Below are 20,568 nucleotides of genomic sequence, written 5' to 3'. Positions count from 1 at the left end.
TCTCTTACTCACACAACGGGCAGTCTCTGGTTTGCCAGATCATCATCCTGGTTCAGCGGCTCGAAAGGATCGAGCGGTGGTGCGTCGACGACTTCGGTGACGGTCTCCGTCACGGCCGGGACATCGACATCCGCATTCACGCCCTGATCGAGCGAGACATCCGCATCGACGGTGACGGCGGGATCGTCGGACAAGCCATCGAGAGCCGTCAGATCGATTTCCTCACCGCCCGCATCGATCGACACGTCGAGCAGCGGATTGGCCCCGTCGTCGGCGGAAGCGGTCTCTACCGCATCCGGCTGGTCCACCAAGTCGGGCTGATCCGTGACCGCATCGGTGCCGTCGCCGGTAGCATCGACCCCGGTTCCATCCGCGGTCGCGTCGGTGGCGTCAGGATCGCCATCCGGGGCCTGATCATCCGCCGTAGCGAGACGGTTGTCATCGTCCGCAGAGGCTCCGCCACCATCGTCGGCGCCGCCGTCATCGGCAAAGGCGAGGCTGACGACATCGTCTGCCGAGGCCATGGTGATGGCACCATCATCGACCTGGACGTCGATCGACAGATCCGCCGTCAGGGCATTGCCGGTGTCCGGATCAAAGACCGTCACGGTGAAGACATCCGTGCCGCCGGCTGTAGAATCGGTATCCGGCGTATAGACGTAGGAACCGTCGGCCTGCATCACGAGCGTGCCGAACTCGCCGACAATCGTGATGCCGGCGACGCCCACCGCATAGGTGGTGCCATCGAACTCGATGGAGCCCACCTGCAGATCGTCGACGCCCGGGCCGGTGGCGGCAGCATCGATGAAGTTGCCGTCCGCCGTATCACCGACCGTGACATTGACGTTTTCGAACTGGTCCGTCGCCGTGACAGAGATCGTACGGACCGTGCCGATGCCGAGCGTGATGCCCGGGTTCGGAACGAGCGTGGCACGATATTCGCCGGCATCGAGATCGGTCAGCGTGATGGTTCCCGTCGGCGCGCCGAGGAGGTTCAGCCGCAGGATGCCGTCATCGACATTGTTTGTGCCATCATCATCGCGCACCCAGGCGGTGCCGTTCCAACGTTCGACAATGACCGAGTAGTTGCTCAGCACGCCGACATTGACGATACCGCCGATCTGCAGACCCAACGACACCGTGTTGGTGCCTTCGGCAAGGTTGAAGTTGACCACCGGGTTGGTCGAAGAGCCGAGGTTGACGTTGGCCAGGTTGCCGATCGACAATGCCAGCAGCGCCCGCACGGATTCCGAATCCGTCGAGGGTGTCGGTTCGGACGTGCGCGTGACGCTGACATCCAGGAGCGCGGTATTGGCCGCATTTCCGAGCGCAAAGTCGAGGCCGGGCGCCGCCACCGTTCCCGGATCGGAAACGTTTCCTGCGGCATCCGTCTGGACGACCGTGAGCAGTCCGCCATCGACCTGCGCCGGGGCGAGGCCGATGCTGAACGTGCCGTTGGCAGCCACGACGCCGGTACCGACGGGATCTCCCGCCTCGTTGGTGACGGTCACCGTGGCGCCGATTTCACCAACACCGGACAGTTCCGTGCCGGACGCATTGACCACGAGCCCGGTCGGCGGAAGCGGATCGACAAGGTCGGGGGTATCGGCAAGGCCCGGAGGCGAGATGTTGCCGCCGCCATCCTGCGATACGACGGTCAGATCGGCGCCGGTTACCTGCGGCGATGCGAGCGTGACGCTGAAGGTGCCGTCGCCGGCGACCACGGCTGTGCCGAGCACGGTGCCCGCCGCATTGGTGACCCTGACCGTGGTACCGGCCTCCCCTTCACCGGTGAGGATGGTTCCTGCCGCATTGACCAGTAGATCGGTCGGCGCCAGGGGTGCGACCAGATCGGGCGCATCCACCGTTGCGGTCGGCGAATCATTGCCGGAACCGTCGGTCAGCACGACCTCGAGTTCTCCGCCATCCACCTGGGCGGGCGAGAGGCCGATCGCAAACGTACCATCGGCCGCGACCGTGCCGGTGCCGATAACCGCTCCGGCCGCATTGGTGACCGTGACCGTGGCGCCGGGTTCGCCGCCGCCGCCGATCAGGGTGCCGGAGGCATTGACCTCGAGGTCGGTCGGCGGGGTCGGGCCTGTCTGGTCCGTCGTGCCGATCGTGCCTGGGTCGGATTCGTTGCCCGCAGCATCCGCCAGAACGACGCTGAGGTCGCCACCGTCGTTCTGCGGTTCGGTCAGTGTGATGGAGAACGTACCGCCCGGGCCGACCAGGCCGGTACCGACCGTATCGCCGGCGGCATTGGTGACCGTGACGGTCGCGCCGATTTCGCCGGCACCGGTGAGGATCGTGCCGCCCGCGTTGAGGACAAGATTGGTCGGCGCATCCGGCGGGGTACCGTCCGTGGTACCCGCGGTGCCCGGCAGCGAGACGTTGCCGGCCGCGTCTTCAAGCACGACCTCCAGATCAGCGCCATCCGCCTGCGGCGGGTTCAGACCGACGGTGAAGCTGCCATCGGCCTCGACCGTGCCGGTGCCGACGACGAAGCCATTGGCATCGGTAACGGTAACGGTCGTGCCGGCCTCGCCGGTGCCGGTGATCTCCGTGCCGTCGGCGCTGACCACGAGAGCAAGCGGTGCGTCGGGGGCGAGTAGATCCGGCGCGGTGACATTGGCCGCAGGAGACAGATTGCCGGACGGGTCTTCCAGCACGACCTCCAGCTGGCCACCATCCGTCTGCGGCTCCGTCAGCGTAATGGTGAAGACACCGGTGGGACCGACCGTGCCGGTGCCGACGGTGTCACCATCGGCATTGGTCACCGTCACCGCCGCTCCGGCCTCACCCCTGCCGGTGAGTACGGTGCCAAGCGCATTGACGCTGAGATCGGTCGGTGCCGTCGGATCGATTAGGTCCGGAGCCACGGTGAGGCCCGGCTGCGACGTGAGACCGCCGCTCGTCTGGACAACGCGCAGATTGCCGCCGTCAATCTGGTCCGGGACCAAGTCAACGGTGAATGCACCGCCAGCACCAACGATGCCGGTGCCGACGATCGTGCCGGCCGCATTTCTGACCGTGACCGTTGCACCGATCTGGCCTGAGCCCGTAAGCTCATCGCCATCAGCAGTGACGGCAAGGTCGGTCGGAGCACCGGGGGCCAGCGGATTGGGCGACAGCACCGCGCCAGGCAGAGATATGTTGCCCCCTGCGTCCGTAAGCGTGACCTCCAGTTCGCCACCACTCTGCTGGGGCGGAGCGAGGGTGACCGTGAACGTGCCGTCGGCATTGACTATACCGGTGCCGATCTCCGTACCGAGAAGATTGGTGACCGTGACAGTCGTTCCCGGCTCGCCCTCCCCGGTCAGTGTGACGCCATTGGCCGAGACTTCGAGCTCCGTCGGCGGTGCCGGCGGCAGGATGTCGTCGAGAACCAGGCCCGCAGAACCGGACACGTTGCCCGCGGCATCCGTCTGCGTGACGGTAATGGTTCCACCAGCCGTCTGCGCCGGATTGAGGGTGATGAGGAAGCTGTTGTCGTCGCCGACTACCCCGGTACCGATGACGAGCCCGGTGGGGTCTCTCACCGTAACGGTGGCCCCGACTTCGCCGAGGCCGAAGAGCTCCGTCTGACCCTCGTCGATTTCCAGCCCGGTGGGGGCGCCGGGAGCGAGAAGATCCGGTGTCGCGACCTCGATGACGGTGTCGTTGCCCGCGGCATCGGTGGCAGTGACCTCAAGATCGGCACCGGTCGCCTGCGGCGGAACCAGTGCGACTGTGAAGGTACCATTGGCGGCCACGACGGCAGTCCAGGTCGTGATGCCATTGCTGACGGTCACGGTGGCGCCCGGTTCCACGACGCCGGTAAGCAGCGTTCCGGCGGCATTGACCGCGAGATTGGCAAGATCGGGAGGCGTCAGATCCAGCGTCGGCACAAGGCCGGGCAGTGACGCATTGCCCGCAGCATCCTCGAGAACGACTTCCAGGTCGCCGCCATCGGCCTGGGCCGGATCGAGGTCGATGCTGATGTTTCCGTCTTCATCAACGGTGCCCTCGCCGACCACATCCCCGGCTGCATTGGTCACGGTGACGGATGCACCAGGCTCGCCGGTGCCGGTGAGCAACGTGCCTCCCGCCTCTACCGTAAGCCCTGTCGGGATATCAGGCCCCAGAAGGTCCGGTGTCGTGACGGCAACCGGCGTGGAGCTATTGCCGCCGCCATCGGTCAGGGTGACGTCGAGCTCCGCCCCGTCCGCCTGGGTCGGGCTGAGACCGATGGTGAAGCTGCCATCCGCAGCAACCGTGCCGGTTCCGACGGTAACGCCGAGGGCGTTCGTCACGGTGACGGTCGTGCCCGCTTCGCCGAGGCCCGTCAGGACCGTGCCCGTGGCATTGACTTCCAGGCCGGTCGGCGGTGCCGGATCGACCGTGTCGGGAGCGGGAACGACGACGGGATCGGAAGCATTGCCTGCCGCATCGGTCAGGACGACATCGAGGTCACCGCCCTCATTCTGAGGCGGATTAAGGACGATGCTGAAATCGCCGGTCGGGCCGACCGTGCCCTCGCCGACGACGTTGCCATCGGCATCGGTCACGGTGACCGTCGCACCCGGCTCGCCTGAACCGGTCAGCGCCGATCCGTCCGCTTCGACCGCGAGCCCGGTCGGGGCATCAGGGCCGATGAGATCGGGCGACGGAATTGTGACGGCAGGCGAATCGTTGCCGTCCGCATCCGACAGGACCACGTCGAGATCGCCACCATCGGTCTGCGCCGGCGTGAGGCCGATGCTGAACGTGCCACCCGCCGCGACCACGCCGGTGCCGATCGTGTCGCCGTCTGCATTGGTGATGGTGACCGTCGCACCCGGCTCGCCACGGCCGGTAACCAGCGTACCCGTGTCATTGATCGCGACATCCACCGCCGCAGACGGTCCGGTCAGGTCCGGGGTCTCGACGGTTGCAGGAGGAGAGATGTTGCCGGCCGCATCCGCCTGGACGACCTGCAATTGACCGCCATCATCCTGGGCTGGGTCGAATTCGATCGTGAAGCTGCCATCGGCTGCCGCCGTCGCCGTGCCGACGACCACGCCATTCGCATCGCGAACAGTGATGGTGGCGTTGGGTTCACCGGTGCCCGTCAGTTCGGAACCGTCAGGGTTGATGGTGAGGCCGGTCACGGCCGCGGGCGGCGTCAGGTCCGGCGAGGGGATCGTCGCCGGCAGGGATTCGTTGGTGCCGTCCGACAGGACGACCTCCAGATCACCGCCATCCGTCTGCGCCGGATCGAGCGTAATGGTGAAGGAACCGCCGGGCGAGACGATGCCCGTACCGACCTCGTCGCCGTCGGCATTGGTGACGGTCACCGTCGTGCCGGGCTCGCCGCGGCCGGTCAGCACCGTTCCGGCGTCATTGATATCAAGATTAGTCGCCGCATCCGGAATGATCAGGTCCGGGGCATCGACAAGGCCCGGCTGCGAAGTGCCGCTCGCATCGGTCTGTGTAACCTGCAATTCGCCGCCGTCGATCTGGGCTGGCGAAAGATCGACCGTGAAGCTGCCGTCGCCGGCAACGGTTGCCGTACCGACCGTGACGCCGGCGGCATTGATGACCCTCACCTGCGCACCGGGCTCGCCGTCGCCGGTCAGGATCGTTCCGCCTGCATTTACCTCGAGACCCGTCGGGGCCGGAAGCGCATCCGGATCGGGTGCAAGCACGGTGCCTGCCGTGGAATCGTTGCCGGCCGCATCGGTCAGCACGACGTCCAGTTCGCCACCGTCAAGCTGAGCCGGCTCAAGATCGACGCTGAACGTGCCATCCGGATTGACCGTATCCTGGCCGATCACGTCGCCGGCAGCATTGGTGACGACAACCGTCGTGCCAGGCTCCCCGCGGCCGGTCAGGACCAAACCGTCATTGTCGACCAACAGATTGGTCGGCGGGGCCGGCGGGGTGATGTCGTCGACGTCAATCGTTCCAGGTGCCGAGACATTTCCGGCCGCATCCTCAAGCACGACCTCCAGCTCGCCGCCATTCGTCTGGGTGGGATCGAGATCGACGGAGAATGTTCCATCCGCCGCCACCGTGCCGGTGCCGATGGTCACGCCATTCGCGTCCGTTACAGTGACGGTCGCGCCCGGCTCGCCGCGGCCGGTAAGCGTTGTTCCGCCGTCATCGATCTCCAGGTCGGTCGGAGCGTCAGGCGCAACGAAATCCGGCGAGGTGACGGTTTCCGGCGGTGATTGGTTGCCGGCTGCGTCTTCCAGGACAACGTCGAGTTCCCTGCCGTCGGTCTGCGCCGGATCAAGCGTGACGGAGAAGGTGCCGCCTGCGCCGACCGTGGCTGTCCCGACAACGACGCCATCGGCATCGGTGACCGTCACGGTCGTGCCGGGTTCGCCGCGGCCGGTCAGCACCGTGCCGTCGTCGTTGATGTCGAGATTGGTCGGTGCGTCCGGACCGGCGAGATCCGGCGCGGGCGTGGTTGCCGGAAGCGAAGTGTTGCCGGCTGCGTCCTCCAGCACGACCTGGAGGTCGCCGCCATCCGTCTGGGCCGGGCTGAGCGTGACCGAAAACGTGCCGTTCGGGCGCACGATCGCCGTGCCGATTTCGTCGCCGTCGGCATTGGTCACCGTCACGGTCGTGCCGGGCTCGCCGCGGCCGGTCAGCACCGTGCCGTCATCATTGACGCCGAGATTGGTTGCCGCAGCCGGATCTATCAGGTCGGGAGAATCGACGATGCCCGGCTGGGACGTGCCATTGGCGTCGGCCTGAGTGACGCGAAGCTCCCCGCCATCGATCTGCGCGGGGGCGAGCGTGACGCTGAACGTCCCGTCGCCCGCAACCGTTGCCGTGCCGACCAAGACGCCGTTGGCGTTCGTCACCCGGACCTGGGCGCCCGGCTCACCATCGCCCGTCAGGACGGTGCCGCCGGCGTTGATTGCCAGATCGGTCGGTGCGGGAAGCGCATCGGGATCAGGGGCCAATACGGTGCCGGGGGCTGAATCATTGCCGGCCGCGTCGGTCAGGACGACGTCGAGTTCGCCGCCGTCGAACTGAGGCGGGCTGAGCTCGACACTGAACGTCCCGTCGTCGGCAACGATGGCGGTACCGACTTCGGCACCGGCCGCATTGGTGACAGTCACCGTGGCGCCGGGTTCCCCGCGGCCGGTGAGCGTGGTTCCATCATCGTCGACACCGAGATTGGTCGGCGGCGCCGGCGGCGTGACATCGCCGATTTCAAGCGTGCCGGGATCCGAGACGTTGCCTGCCGCATCTTCAAGGACGACTTCAAGCTCGCCGCCATTGTTCTGCACGGGGTCGAGATCAATCTCGAACGTGCCGTCGGCGGCAACCGTGCCGGTGCCAACGGTGACGCCATCGGCGTCGGTGACCGTGACCGTCGTTCCTGGCTCGCCGCGGCCTGTGAGAACAGCGCCGCCATCACCGACCTCGAGATCAGTCGGCGCATCGGGCGCCACAAGGTCCGGCGCATCGACTGTGCCTGGATCGGAGACATTGCCGGAAGCGTCCTCGAGGACAACTTCAAGCTCACCGCCATCCGTCTGGGCGGGATCCAGCTCGATGCTGAAAGAGCCGTTGGGGCCGACGGTGCCGCTGCCGATGACCTCGCCGGCCGCATTGGTGACCGTGACGATGGCACCAGGCTCGCCACGCCCGGTCAGCACAGTCCCAGCGTTATTGACGGAGAGATTGGTGGGCGCTTCAGGGGCTTCGGTATCGGAGTCGGAATCCGAGTCGGCGTCAGCATCGGCATCGGCGTCCGCGTCTGCATCGGCATCCGAGTCCGCATCGGCGTCGGTATCATCGGAGCCGTCACCGCCACCGCCGGATCCGCTCGCGCCGATGCCGATCGCTGCGGCGCCGAGGCCAAGGGCTGCCGCCAGGCCTAGAATGGAACCTGCGCCGCCCGCACCGGCTGCGCCACCGGCGGCCGCGAGCTGATCGACCGGGCCGGCATCGACGAACTGGAAGTCGGCAAGACCATCCGTGTATTCACCCTGCCAGGCATTGCCCGCACTGTCTTCGAGGATGAGGTCGCTGCGCTGATTGCCCTCACCGTCATAGAAATTCTCGATCCGGATGTCTGAACCGTTGCGAACATCTATGACAAGATCGTTGCCGGAGCGCGCGATCGAGCCAATGTCGTTGGGGGAGAGCTGCAGCCTTACAGTGCTGGGATCGGAAAGGATAATATCGTTACTCGAGACAGTCGTGGATTGCCCACTGACCTTGTCCAATACCACAGCGACCATCTTGCTCTCCTCCATGCCCGGCTAGGCTTTTTCTGGTTGAGCATTTTGACCATGCGGGACGCGGCGATCGATCCCTCTCCCGAGCGAACCCGGGCACCAGCCGCGGCACCACATTCATTGCGGGCCAAAACACGTCTGAACGAAGTTGCCTTACTTGAGACAATCTTCAATTAGCTAAGCCTAAAGTTTGGAGGATAAGATTAACAAAAGGTGTAGGCAATGAGATTCTATCGGTACAGTTGCGCCAATCATGCGCAAATGCCGCATTGGCTGCCCTGCTACAGGTCAACCGCGTCCCAAGGGATGGAAAACAAATAGTAAATCAGATTTTAGGCGCAGATGCGGCGGGCCGCTGGGTAGAGGCTGTGACCTTGCCTGCGGGAGGCGTGAGTTCGAAAACATCGCGCAGCCGGCCCGAGGCGTAGGCGCATTCGACATTCAGCTTGTAGATATCGTAGCGCGTGTTGATCTCGTCGAAACGTGCTGCGTGCAGTTCCTGGTCGGCGTTGAGCACGTCAAGGAGCGTGCGCGTGCCGAGATCGAGGAACTGCCGCTGATAGAGATTTCGGGTCTCGCGCATCATCGTCTGGCGCGAACCGAGCGACTTCAGCAATGTGCCGAGGCTGCCGACCTGTGCAGCGGATTCGATCCAGGTCTTCTGGCTGTCGAATTTTCCGGTGGCGATCGCCGCCTCCGACGCCTGGGCAGCGTAGCGGGCGGCATTCTGCTTGGCCTTGAACGAGCCGCCATTGTAGAGATCGCCCTTGACCGTGATGCCGACCACATAGTCCGGATCGGTGTCGCTGCCCCAGGTCTTGACGCGGCTCGTCGCCTCCATGGCGATGGTCGGCAGCATGTCGGCTCGGGCCAGCCCGACGCGAGCATCAGCCTCCCGCTTTCTCGATTTCGCCGCAAGCACATTGGGAACCGTATCCCAATTGGGCGCCGCGCCAGCGCAGGCTCGACCGAGGCCGGGCGGGAAATTGCCCTTGAGCCGAACCCGGCTCGTCTGGCCCAACAACGCATTCAGCGTGCCTTCCCAGCGCTGCCGTGCCGCGCTGATCTCAAGCGCGGTCGATTGCGCCGCCTGGACGCGTGCCTGCGCCTGCAGCTTGTCGGATTTCGTGCTTGCGCCGCGATCGGTGCGCAATTCCACGAGCGTGCCGATCGCCTCGACGTCATCGACCTGCTCCTTGGCAACGACCGCCAGACGCTCGTTGCGGAGGATCTCGACGGAGGCGAGCGCCGTCTCGCGGATGATATCATCGACGGTGGCGAGGAATTCCGCCTGACGTACATCGTGGATGGCCGTCTCGGCCTCGACTCGACCGGACACCTTGCCGAAATCGTAGATCATCTGGGAGGCGGAGACGTTGAACTTCGGCGCCCATTCGCCACGCTGGCCGTTTTCAGCCCCGAGGTCCAGCCCGCCGCCGACGGAGGGGAGATAGCCGGAACGGGCGTCCTCGATGAGCCAGTTCTGTTGGCTGATGCGGCCGGCCGCTTCCTGGATGGCAGGATGCCAGCTAACGACCCGCTTCACTGCGCTTTCCGTGTCGCGGACAGCAGCAGGCGCGGCTTTCGAGGCAGCAGTATCCCCGGCTACTTTCGGTTGCGACTGGAGATTGACCGCGGCGGCCTGAGCCGGCGGGATCGAGCTTTTGGGAGCTGTCTGGCTGCACGAGGTCTGCAGGATGATAGCCAAGCCGATAAGGCTGACTTTGATTGGGCAGCGACCTGAACGCATCTAGGCTCCGTATACCGGCGATAGAGTGCTTTGACCGGTCTACGAAATACCAACGACTGGGAGTGCCCCCTCGACACTTAGCTGGGCCTAATATAGGTGATTCGTTAAATGTGGCAAATGCTTAAGCGCTACTGGAAGTAGCAGCTTTCAGGACTGGCGGAGGGAGCGGCCAGCCTCGATGATGCGCCTTGTCAGCGCATCGTCGTCGCGGATGCCGAGCTGGTAGAAATGGATCGCCAGTGCGGCCAGCCGCTCGGCCGCCGGATCGTGGCGCGACAGGCACGCACCGTAGCGGGCCGTCTCATAAATGATTTTCAGTCTCTCCAGCTCATCCGGATAGATCGGATCGCAGGGTACGCCATGCAGATTGCCCATCAAATGCTCCCTTACCCAAGGATGCGTTAGAGATAACTAATAGAACGAACGGGCCAGCATTGCAAAAGCCCCGATCGGGCAACAGGGTTGACGGTTGATGAATATCACAGGATCGGCCGGGCGATTGGCGCTCTTTGGAGATCAAACGAACGCGTCGATACAATCCGGTGCATTCCCCTTTTCGTCCCTTCTCATTTGGATTAGAAACGAAAGAAAAACGAAAGGGGGATTTCATGTTCCTGTCGGACCGTCAGGCAAAGATCGTCGAGATCGCAAGATCGGCCGGCCGCGTGTTGGTGGATGATCTGGCCGAACAGTTTGCCGTCACCCCGCAGACGATCCGCAAGGACCTGAACGATCTGTGCAACGGGCGGCTCCTGACCCGCATCCATGGCGGTGCCACCTTCCCGACCGGCACCGAGAATGTCCGCTATGACGCGCGCCGGCAGATCGCCGCCTCGGAAAAGCAGGCGATCGGGCTGGCCGCAGCCAAGCTGATCCCGAACAGCAGTTCTCTGTTCATCAATATCGGCACCACGACGGAGGCCGTCGGCGAAGCGCTGATCGACCACCGAGACTTGATGGTGGTGACGAACAACATCAATGTTGCCAATACCTTGCGACTGATAGACCATATCGACGTGGTGATCGCGGGCGGTGTCGTGCGGCAATCGGATGGCGGGATCGTCGGCGAGGCCGCTGTCGATTTCATCCGCCAGTTCAAGGTGGATTACGCGGTGATCGGCGCATCGGCGATCGATCCCGACGGGGCGATCTTCGACTATGATTTTCGCGAGGTGAAGGTGGCGCAGGCGATCATCGCCAATGCGCGGCATGTCATCCTGGTGGCGGATTCGACCAAGTTCGAGCGAACCGCGCCGGTCAGGATCGGCCAGATCAGCCAGGTTCATACGTTCATTACAGACCGCTGCGAATTCCCGGAATTTCGCGATGTCTGCCGGGAAAACGGCGTGTCGCTGATCGAGACCGACCGGTGAATTTTCAGTTCCGAACTTTCGTTTGACATTCGAAATATTTTCGATTTAATCGCCTGAAGTTTCGTAAATTTCAGAGCATGATCCATATCTTCCGGCTCGGTGGGGAGCGATGAGCCAGACAGTTCACGACATCTTCGTTATCGGCGGCGGCATAAACGGCTGCGGCATTGCGCGGGATGCGGTAGGGCGCGGCTATTCGGTCGCGCTTGCCGAGATGAACGATTTTGCCTCCGGCACATCGTCGGGTGCCACCAAGCTGATCCATGGCGGTCTGCGCTATCTCGAACATTACGAATTCCGGCTGGTGCGCGAATCCCTGATGGAGCGCGAGGTGCTGTGGGCGATGGCGCCGCATATCATCTGGCCGATGCGTTTCGTGCTGCCCTATCACAAGGGCGGCATCCGGCCCGCATGGCTGATCCGGCTCGGACTTTTCCTCTACGACCATCTCGGCGGACGCAAGCTGTTGCCGCCCACCGCTGTGCTCGACATGCGCAAGGATCCCGCGGGAAAGCCGCTGAAGGCGCTGTTCACCAAGGCTTTCGAATATTCCGACGGATGGGTGGACGATGCCCGCATGGTGGTGCTGAACGCCCGCGATGCCGCCGACAAGGGCGCGCTCATCATGCCACGCACCAAGGTGGTATCTGCATGGCGGGAGGGCGACGTCTGGATCATCGAGACCCGCAATGCCTTGACCGGAGCAAGTGAGACCCATCGGGCGCGCATGCTGGTCAATGCCGCAGGCCCCTGGGTGGACCAGGTGATCCGCTCTGCCTTCGGCCAGAATGAGGCCCGGCATGTCCGCCTCGTGCAGGGCAGCCACATCATCGTCCGAAAGAAATTCGAGGGGCCGCGCGCCTACTTCTTCCAGAACCCGGACAACCGCATCATCTTCGCCATTCCCTATGAGGAAGACTTCACGCTGATCGGCACGACCGACCGTGATTTCAAGGATGATCCGAAGGACGTGCGTATCTCCGATGAAGAGACCGCCTATCTCTGCAATGCGGCGAGCGAATATTTCAACGAACCGGTGCGGCCGGATGACATCGTCTGGACCTATTCGGCCGTGCGTCCCTTGTTCGACGATGGTGCCTCGAAGGCGCAGGAAGCGACCCGCGACTACGTGCTGAAGCTTGAGACCGAGGGCGGAGCACCGCTGCTCAACGTCTTCGGCGGCAAGCTGACGACCTATCGACGGCTTTCGGAACATGCGCTGGAAAAGATCGGCGAGGCGATCGGCGGCAAGGGCAAGCCCTGGACCGGACAGAGCCACCTGCCGGGCGGCGATTTCGCGGCCCAGGCATACGAGAGCGAAGTCGCGAAGCTGAAAGCCGGCTATCCGTTCCTGGCCGAGCGCCACGCGCGTCGGCTGGTGCGGCGCTACGGCACGCGTGCTGCGATACTGCTTGGCAAGGCCGCCGAAACAGAAGATCTTGGTCGTCATTTCGGTGGCGATCTCTATGAGGCAGAGGTCCGCTATCTGGCAGACCACGAATGGGCAATGAGCGCCGATGACGTCCTTTGGAGGAGAACCAAGGACGGGCTTCGCCTGACTGCGGAAGAGAAAAGGCTTTTGGAGGAGTACATGGCCGCAAAACCGGAAAGGATTGCCGGATAAGCGGCATGTGTTCCCGCTGTGAGGAGGCAGGGGAACAGGAATGCTCGAATTGCGAAAAGCAGCGAAGATGGTGGCCGGTGAATATCACATTCACCCGTGCGACCTCGTGCTTCAACGGGGTAGCCTGAACGTGCTGCTCGGCCCGACACTGTCGGGCAAGACATCGCTGATGCGACTGATGGCCGGCCTCGACCGGCCGACCGAGGGGTCGGTGCATTTCGATGGCGCCGACGTGACCGGCATGCCGGTGCAGAAGCGCAATGTCGCGATGGTCTACCAGCAGTTCATCAACTATCCGCTGCTCACCGTCTACGAGAACATCGCCTCGCCGATGCGCATCTCCGGCAAGGACTCCGCCACGATCGACCGCGAGGTGAAGAAGGCGGCCGAACTCATGCGGCTGACGCCCTATCTCGACCGCACGCCCCTCAACCTTTCCGGCGGCCAGCAGCAGCGCACCGCTCTTGCCCGTGCTCTCGTCAAGAATGCCAGCCTCGTGCTGATGGACGAGCCGCTCGCCAACCTGGACTACAAGCTGCGCGAGGAACTGCGTGAGGAACTGCCGAAGATATTCGCCCAGTCCGGCGCGATCTTTGTCTATGCGACGACCGAGCCTTCCGAGGCGCTTATGCTGGGCGGCAATACCGCCACGCTTTCAGAAGGACGCATCACGCAGTTCGGACCGACGATAGAAGTTTATCGCCGGCCGGCCGACCTGACCACCGCCAAGACATTCGCCGATCCGCCCCTCAATTTCATCGAGGTGATCAAGTCGGGCGGCGTCCTGCGACACCGCGACGCCGGCACCCTGCCGGTACCGGCACATCTCAGCGCCATCGGCGACGGCCCCGTCACGGTTGCCTTCCACCCCCATCATCTGGGCCTCAGCCAGCAGACGGCGAATGCGGCGCGGCTTTCCGCCCGTACCCAGATTTCCGAGATCACCGGATCGGAAAGTTTCGTGCATCTGGATTATGACGGGGTCAAATGGGTGATGCTGGCACCCGGCATCCACGATATCGATCCCGATACCGCCGTCGACGTCTTTCTCGATACGCGGCATCTGATGGCTTTCGGCAGCGATGGCCGCGCCATTGCCGCGGCAGCGGCGTGAGGAGCACCTGATGGCACGTATCACGCTCGATCATATCCGCCACGCCTACGGCCCCAACCCGGTTTCCGACAGCGACTATGCGCTCAGGGAAGTCCATCACGAGTGGAAGGACGGCGGCGCTTACGCCCTGCTCGGTCCGTCGGGCTGCGGCAAGACGACCCTGCTCAACATCATTTCAGGCCTGCTGCAGCCGTCGCACGGACGTATCCTGTTCGATGGCAGGGACGTGACCGACCTGTCAACGCAGGCACGCAACATCGCGCAGGTCTTCCAGTTTCCGGTCATCTACGACACGATGACGGTCTACGACAATCTCGCCTTTCCGCTTCGCAATCGCGGCGTGGATGAAGCCGATGTGGACCGGCGCGTGCGCGACATGCTGCAGATCATCGATCTCGCCGACTGGGCAAAGCGCAAGGCGCGCGGGCTGACCGCCGACCAGAAGCAGAAGATCTCGCTCGGCCGCGGACTGGTGCGCAACGACGTCAACGCGATCCTGTTCGATGAGCCACTGACCGTCATCGACCCGCATATGAAATGGGTGCTGCGCTCGCAGCTGAAGCGGCTGCACAAGCAGTTCGGCTTCACCATGGTCTATGTCACCCACGACCAGACGGAGGCGCTGACCTTCGCCGACAAGGTGGTCGTCATGTATGAGGGCCAGATCGTGCAGATCGGCACGCCGGCAGAACTGTTCGAGACGCCACGCCACACATTCGTCGGCTATTTCATCGGCTCGCCGGGCATGAACGTCATCCCCGCCAGGCTCGATGGAAGCTCGGTGACACTGGGTAGCCAGCGGCTGGATCTTGCCTCCGCACCGACGGCCGCTGAGGGCGACCGGATCGAGCTGGGCATCCGCCCGGAATTCATCCGGCTCGGCCGCGAAGGCATGCCGGTGACGATCCGGCGCATCGAGGATATCGGCCGCCGCAAGATCGTGCGCGCCGATTTCGAAGGCCAGCCGATCGCCATCGTCGCCGACGAGGATGCCGAGATCCCGGCCGAGGCGCATGTGCGGTTCGAGCCTCAGGGCATCAACATCTATGCCAATTCCTGGCGCATCGGTGGAGAGGCCTGACATGGAAAAGACCTATAACAACAAGGCCTGGTTCTTCGTGCTGCCGGTGCTGGTGCTCGTGCTGTTCTCGGCGGCCATTCCGCTGATGACGGTGGTCAATTATTCGGTGCAGGACACGTTCGGAAACAACGAGTTCTTCTGGGCCGGCACGGACTGGTTCGACGAAATCCTGAATTCCGCCCGCTTCTGGGAAGCGCTGCAGCGCAACCTGCTGTTTTCCTTCATCATCCTGGCGCTCGAAATACCGCTCGGCATCTTCATCGCGCTCAACATGCCGAAGAAGGGCATCGGCGTGCCGGTCTGCCTCGTGCTGATGGCGCTGCCGCTCCTGATCCCGTGGAATGTCGTCGGCACGATCTGGCAGGTCTTCGGTCGCGTCGATATCGGCCTGCTCGGCCGCACGCTGGCCGTGCTCGGCATCGATTACAACTATGTCCGCAACCCGCTCGACGCCTGGATCACCGTCATCGTCATGGATGTCTGGCACTGGACGAGCCTCGTCGTGCTGCTCTGCTATGCCGGGCTCGTGTCGATCCCCGATGCCTATTACCAGGCGGCCAAGATCGACGGCGCCTCGCGCTGGTCCGTCTTCCGCTACATCCAGCTGCCGAAGATGAAGCGGGTACTGCTGATCGCCGTGCTCTTACGCTTCATGGATAGTTTCATGATCTATACCGAACCCTTCGTCGTCACCGGCGGCGGGCCTGGCAATTCGACGACCTTCCTGTCGATCGATCTCGTCAAGATGGCGGTCGGCCAGTTCGACCTCGGCCCGGCTGCGGCAATGTCGATCGTCTACTTCCTCATCATCCTGCTGCTCTCATGGATCTTCTATACCGTGATGACCAGCAGCGACGCCGAAAGCTGAGGGAGAACGAAATGGCAGATGTCAAGAAATTCAAACCCGCCGGTCGCTTCTCCTGGCTCGTCTCGACGGTCTACATCATCTTCCTGCTCCTGCCGATCTACTGGCTGGTCAACATGAGCTTCAAGGAGAATGCCGAGATCACCGGCACCTTCTCGCTCTTCCCGCACAATCCGACGCTTCGGAACTATGCGGTGATCTTCACCGATCCGTCCTGGTACAACGGCTATATCAACTCGATCATCTATGTGGGGCTGAACACGCTGATCTCGGTGGCCGCCGCGCTGCCGGCGGCCTATGCCTTTTCGCGCTATCGCTTCCTGGGCGACAAGCACCTGTTCTTCTGGCTGCTCACCAACCGCATGGCGCCGCCCGCTGTCTTTGCTTTGCCCTTCTTCCAGCTCTATTCTGCCTTCGGGCTGATCGACACCCATATCGCGGTGGCGCTGGCGCATTGCCTGTTCAACGTGCCGCTGGCGGTGTGGATCCTCGAAGGCTTCATGTCGGGCGTGCCGAAGGAAATCGACGAAACGGCCTATATCGACGGTTATTCCTTCCCGCGCTTCTTCGTGAAGATCTTCATGCCGCTGATCGCCTCGGGCATCGGCGTCGCCGCCTTCTTCTGCTTCATGTTCTCGTGGGTGGAACTGCTTCTCGCCCGCACGCTGACGACCACGGCGGCAAAACCGATCTCGGCGATCATGACGCGAACGGTATCCGCATCCGGCATGGACTGGGGCGTTCTGGCGGCAGCCGGCGTGCTGACCATCGTGCCCGGCGCGCTCGTCATCTATTTCGTCCGTAACTACATCGCCAAGGGCTTTGCGCTGGGGAGGGTGTAACATGTCTCTGTTTCAGAGGGGGAGGAAGTCATGAACTTTGCCTGGATGGCATGGACGCTGCCGACGGCGCTGTTCTTCATCACCATCTTCCTGCTGATCGCAGCGATGGGCGTATGGGAATATTTTTCGCCGGGTGGCAGCCCGCGCATCGGTATCCTGCGCTTCGAGACGACGCGCGGCGACCGGCTGTTCATCTCGCTGCTCGGCGCGGCCTTCATTCATCTCGCCTGGCTGGGGCTCGTCGGCCCCAACCTGTGGTGGGCTCTAGCCATCGCGGTGGTCTACGCGATCTGCGTATTCCGCTTCGTTTGAGGACCTACCGCCCCGTCGGGGGCAAGCCTGATACGGCACTCGGGAGGACCGGCGCCGGGACTGAAACTGCAATCGCAACTCTGGGAGGACATCATGCGACGGCATCTTCTGACATCGACCGCAGGCATATTGCTGGCACTGGCGGGCACCGCCACGGCCGGCATGGATGACGCAAAGAAATTTCTCGACGCCGAAATCAAGGACATGTCGGCGCTTTCGCGCGCCGAGCAGGAAAAGGAAATGCAATGGTTCATCGACGCGGCAAAACCCTTTGCCGGGATGGATATCAAGGTCGTTTCTGAGACCCTCACCACGCATGAATATGAATCGAAGGTTCTCGCACCGGCATTCACCGCAATCACCGGCATCAAGATCACCCATGACCTGATCGGCGAAGGCGACGTCGTCGAGAAGCTGCAGACGCAGATGCAGTCGGGCGAGAACATCTACGACGCCTATGTCAACGATTCGGACCTGATCGGCACCCATTGGCGCTACCAGCAGGCCCGCTCGCTGACCGACTGGATGGCCAATGAAGGCAAGGATGTCACCAATCCCGGCCTTGACCTCGACGACTTTATCGGCCTGAAATTCACCACTGCACCGGACAAGAAGCTCTACCAGCTGCCCGACCAGCAGTTCGCCAATCTCTACTGGTTCCGCTACGACTGGTTCAACGACGAGAAGAACAAGGCCGATTTCAAGGCGAAATACGGCTACGATCTCGGCGTCCCGGTCAACTGGTCGGCCTATGAGGACATTGCCGAATTCTTCACCGGCCGCGAGGTGGGCGGCAAGAAGGTCTTCGGCCATATGGATTACGGCAAGAAGGATCCGTCACTCGGCTGGCGCTTCACCGATGCGTGGCTCTCCATGGCCGGCAATGGCGACAAGGGCCTGCCGAACGGCCTTCCCGTCGACGAATGGGGCATCAAGGTCAACGAGAAGTCGCAGCCGGTCGGTTCATGCGTTGCCCGCGGCGGCGATACCAATGGTCCGGCCTCCGTCTATTCGATCCAGAAATATCTCGACTGGATGAAGGCCTATGCGCCGCCGGCAGCCCAGGGCATGAACTTCTCCGAATCCGGGCCGGTTCCCGGCCAGGGCGAGGTCGCTCAGCAGATCTTCATGTACACGGCGTTTACGGCGGACATGGTGAAGCCCGGCCTGCCGGTCATGAACGAGGACGGCACGCCGAAATGGCGCTTCGCCCCCTCGCCGCACGGCGTCTACTGGAAGGATGGGATGAAGCTCGGCTATCAGGACGTCGGATCCTGGACGCTGATGAAATCCACACCGGACGATCGCGCCAAGGCGGCATGGCTCTATGCCCAGTTCGTCACGTCCAAGACCGTCGACGTGAAGAAGAGCCATGTCGGGCTGACGCTGATCCGCGAAAGCTCGATCCGCCATAAGAGCTTTACGGATCGCGCGCCCAAACTCGGCGGGCTGATAGAATTCTATCGCTCTCCGGCCCGTGTGCAGTGGTCGCCGACAGGCACCAACGTTCCGGATTATCCGAAGCTGGCGCAGCTCTGGTGGCAGGCCATCGGCGATGCCGCGTCCGGTGCCAAGACCCCGCAGGAAGCGATGGACTCGCTGTGCGCCGAGCAGGAGAAGGTGCTGCAGCGTCTCGAACGCGCCGGCATCCAGAAGGACATGGGACCCAAACTCGCCGAGGAGCATGACCTCGAATACTGGAACAAGGATGCCGTCTCCAAGGGCAATCTCGCGCCGCAGCTGAAGATCGAGAACGAGAAGGAAAAGCCGATCACGGTGAACTACGACGAGCTGGTGAAGAGCTGGGCCGACGCCAAGAACTGAGTTTCGACGACTGCCCTAAACAAAAAGCCCTCTCGGTTCTCAGCCGAGAGGGCTCTGCATGAATCGTAGTACTACCGCAGCACGCTCAATCGACAACTGCATCTGAGGGTGCTTCAGATATCCGGCCTGGCTTACGCGGAGCGCACTGCGATGCAGCTGATGGACCTTGCGGTACTGACGATGACCTTCAACCGCTTCGGCGGCGAGGAGGTTCATCGCAGCAACGAGGATCATCGCGTCCTGCTGCGAGCCTTCCGCCTGAAGGACGATCTCTTGGCGCATTCGGTGATGCGGACGCACATCCTGACGGCCTCGGCGATTTTGCGGAGACGGACGCCGGGGATAACGAGGATCGGGCTCGCCGGTGATCCATGCCTCGGCAAACATCGCCTCGGCCCACCCGCGCAATGCCCTCGGCATGCTTCGGGCGCCAACACCGCCTTTCGGTCAGGGAGGATCTCCCGCCGGCAAGGCCCCAACTGATCGCGACGATCCGATCCCGCTCCTGCAGAGGCTGCGGCGGCTTTTCAGCGGCTTGCGGCTTCGGCGCTTTGTTGGCGACTAAAACCGTAGCTGTGTTCTGGCGCCTTCTGTCACAAGAAGGTTAGCGTCTGCAGCTTAGGTTGGGCGTGCCTCGGCGACGAACGTCCGTTTCGTGTCTTTGTGGGGAAGGATGGTTGGTTGCGGGGGCAGGATTTGAACCTGCGGCCTTCAGGTTATGGTCCGCAGGACGACGAGCTACCATCGCCAGGGAAGATGAAGTCTTCCCGCCAGCGATAGACTTGTTGTTTAGGATATATTTGGTTGCGGGGGCAGGATTTGAACCTGCGGCCTTCAGGTTATGAGCCTGACGAGCTACCGGGCTGCTCCACCCCGCGTCACCAAGTGTCGGACCTTTGGGGCCCGGAAGCAAGTCAGGCCTCATTTCAGGTTATGCCTGATGAGGTGAGGCCGAAGATGCAATCGATTGAGTATCGATTGCCGGCCGAACGGGCTGCTCCACCCCGCGACGAGCACAAACCTTATGGTTTGTGCGAGTGCGTCACAGCGAAGCTGTGACGGGCACTGCCGGAGCAAAACCGAAGGTTTTGTCTCCTGTAAGGTTGGCACCGGCCAAGACCTGTGATCCATCCTTCATTCGTTCAGTTCTGCAAACGACAAAGGGCCGCTTTAGGCGGCCCAATTGGTGTTTCGGCTTGGGCCGAGGAGTGTCGAGAAGATTGTTTTCCATCTTGCGATGGCATTGCCTTTAATAGACCTGGCAGCGACCTACTCTCCCGCGTCTTAAGACGGAGTACCATTGGCGCTGGGGCGTTTCACGGCCGTGTTCGGAATGGGAACGGGTGCGGCCGCCCCGCCATGACCACCAGGTCAATTAAGGGCAATGTGAAGAGAAGCTGGTTCACTCGAAGAGTGATTTGAACACGTCTTTTCAGCGTTGCGTTTGCCACTGTCGGCCGAAGGCCGCAAGCGCAAGGCGCGTCGCCGGTCGTCCGGCGCCCTCGCGGAGCATAGGCTCGTTTACGAGCCGCTCATGCGTGAGCGCTGAACAGATGGC

At 62.9% G+C, this 20,568-nt stretch carries 12 protein-coding genes, 1 tRNA gene and 1 rRNA gene; 8 read left to right on the top strand and 6 right to left on the bottom strand.

The window, feature by feature from the left end; all coding sequences use genetic code 11:
• Positions 1-8: 8 nt before the first annotated feature.
• From BM216_RS03655 to BM216_RS03645, 3 genes are all read right to left on the bottom strand, one after another.
• Positions 9-8,228, bottom strand: coding sequence for an Ig-like domain-containing protein (locus BM216_RS03655; RefSeq protein WP_092995196.1), 8,220 nt, complete (start codon positions 8,226-8,228; stop codon positions 9-11).
• A gap of 322 nt (positions 8,229-8,550) precedes the next feature.
• Positions 8,551-9,975 (bottom strand): TolC family protein, encoded by a 1,425-nt coding sequence (locus tag BM216_RS03650; protein WP_092995193.1) that lies wholly within the window; start codon positions 9,973-9,975, stop codon positions 8,551-8,553.
• Positions 9,976-10,122: 147 nt separating this feature from the next.
• On the bottom strand, positions 10,123-10,350 hold the full coding sequence (locus tag BM216_RS03645; protein ID WP_092995190.1) for a hypothetical protein: 228 nt from the start codon (positions 10,348-10,350) through the stop codon (positions 10,123-10,125).
• Between the two features lie 233 nt (positions 10,351-10,583).
• Here BM216_RS03645 and BM216_RS03640 point away from each other — a divergent pair, with 233 nt between their 5' ends.
• From BM216_RS03640 to BM216_RS03605, 8 genes are all read left to right on the top strand, one after another.
• The gene (locus BM216_RS03640) at positions 10,584-11,348 is read left to right on the top strand and encodes a DeoR/GlpR family DNA-binding transcription regulator (protein WP_092995187.1); all 765 of its coding nucleotides are present in this window, start codon (positions 10,584-10,586) and stop codon (positions 11,346-11,348) included.
• A 109-nt stretch (positions 11,349-11,457) separates the two neighbouring features.
• Entirely contained in the window at positions 11,458-12,972 is a 1,515-nt protein-coding gene (glpD, locus tag BM216_RS03635; protein WP_092995184.1) for a glycerol-3-phosphate dehydrogenase, read from the top strand.
• Positions 12,973-13,012: 40 nt separating this feature from the next.
• Positions 13,013-14,086 (top strand): ABC transporter ATP-binding protein, encoded by a 1,074-nt coding sequence (locus tag BM216_RS03630; RefSeq protein ID WP_092995181.1) that lies wholly within the window; start codon positions 13,013-13,015, stop codon positions 14,084-14,086.
• Positions 14,087-14,096: 10 nt separating this feature from the next.
• A complete protein-coding gene (locus tag BM216_RS03625) occupies positions 14,097-15,167 on the top strand; it encodes an ABC transporter ATP-binding protein (protein ID WP_092995178.1) in 1,071 nt (356 codons plus the stop codon).
• Between the two features lies 1 nt (position 15,168).
• Entirely contained in the window at positions 15,169-16,035 is an 867-nt protein-coding gene (locus tag BM216_RS03620) for a carbohydrate ABC transporter permease (protein ID WP_092995175.1), read from the top strand.
• A gap of 11 nt (positions 16,036-16,046) precedes the next feature.
• Positions 16,047-16,874, top strand: a complete 828-nt coding sequence (locus BM216_RS03615; RefSeq protein ID WP_092995172.1) for a carbohydrate ABC transporter permease — start codon at positions 16,047-16,049, stop codon at positions 16,872-16,874.
• A gap of 30 nt (positions 16,875-16,904) precedes the next feature.
• On the top strand, positions 16,905-17,186 hold the full coding sequence (locus BM216_RS03610; protein ID WP_092995169.1) for a DUF2160 domain-containing protein: 282 nt from the start codon (positions 16,905-16,907) through the stop codon (positions 17,184-17,186).
• 93 nt (positions 17,187-17,279) lie between these two features.
• On the top strand, positions 17,280-19,010 hold the full coding sequence (locus BM216_RS03605) for an ABC transporter substrate-binding protein (RefSeq protein WP_092995166.1): 1,731 nt from the start codon (positions 17,280-17,282) through the stop codon (positions 19,008-19,010).
• Between the two features lie 39 nt (positions 19,011-19,049).
• On the opposite strand, the gene BM216_RS34580 is transcribed toward BM216_RS03605, so the two are convergent.
• The 3 genes from BM216_RS34580 to rrf form a co-directional block, all read right to left on the bottom strand.
• On the bottom strand, positions 19,050-19,397 hold the full coding sequence (locus tag BM216_RS34580) for a hypothetical protein (RefSeq protein ID WP_244530068.1): 348 nt from the start codon (positions 19,395-19,397) through the stop codon (positions 19,050-19,052).
• A gap of 414 nt (positions 19,398-19,811) precedes the next feature.
• Positions 19,812-19,888 (bottom strand) — tRNA-Met (locus tag BM216_RS03590).
• A 378-nt stretch (positions 19,889-20,266) separates the two neighbouring features.
• Positions 20,267-20,381 (bottom strand): 5S ribosomal RNA (rrf, locus tag BM216_RS03585).
• Positions 20,382-20,568 lie beyond the last annotated feature (187 nt).

The organism is Rhizobium sp. NFR07 (assembly GCF_900111905.1).
Taxonomy (GTDB): Bacteria; Pseudomonadota; Alphaproteobacteria; order Rhizobiales; family Rhizobiaceae; genus Neorhizobium.
The sequence above is the reverse complement of the archived record's forward strand: the minus strand, read 5'-3'. Positions and strand labels throughout refer to the sequence as shown.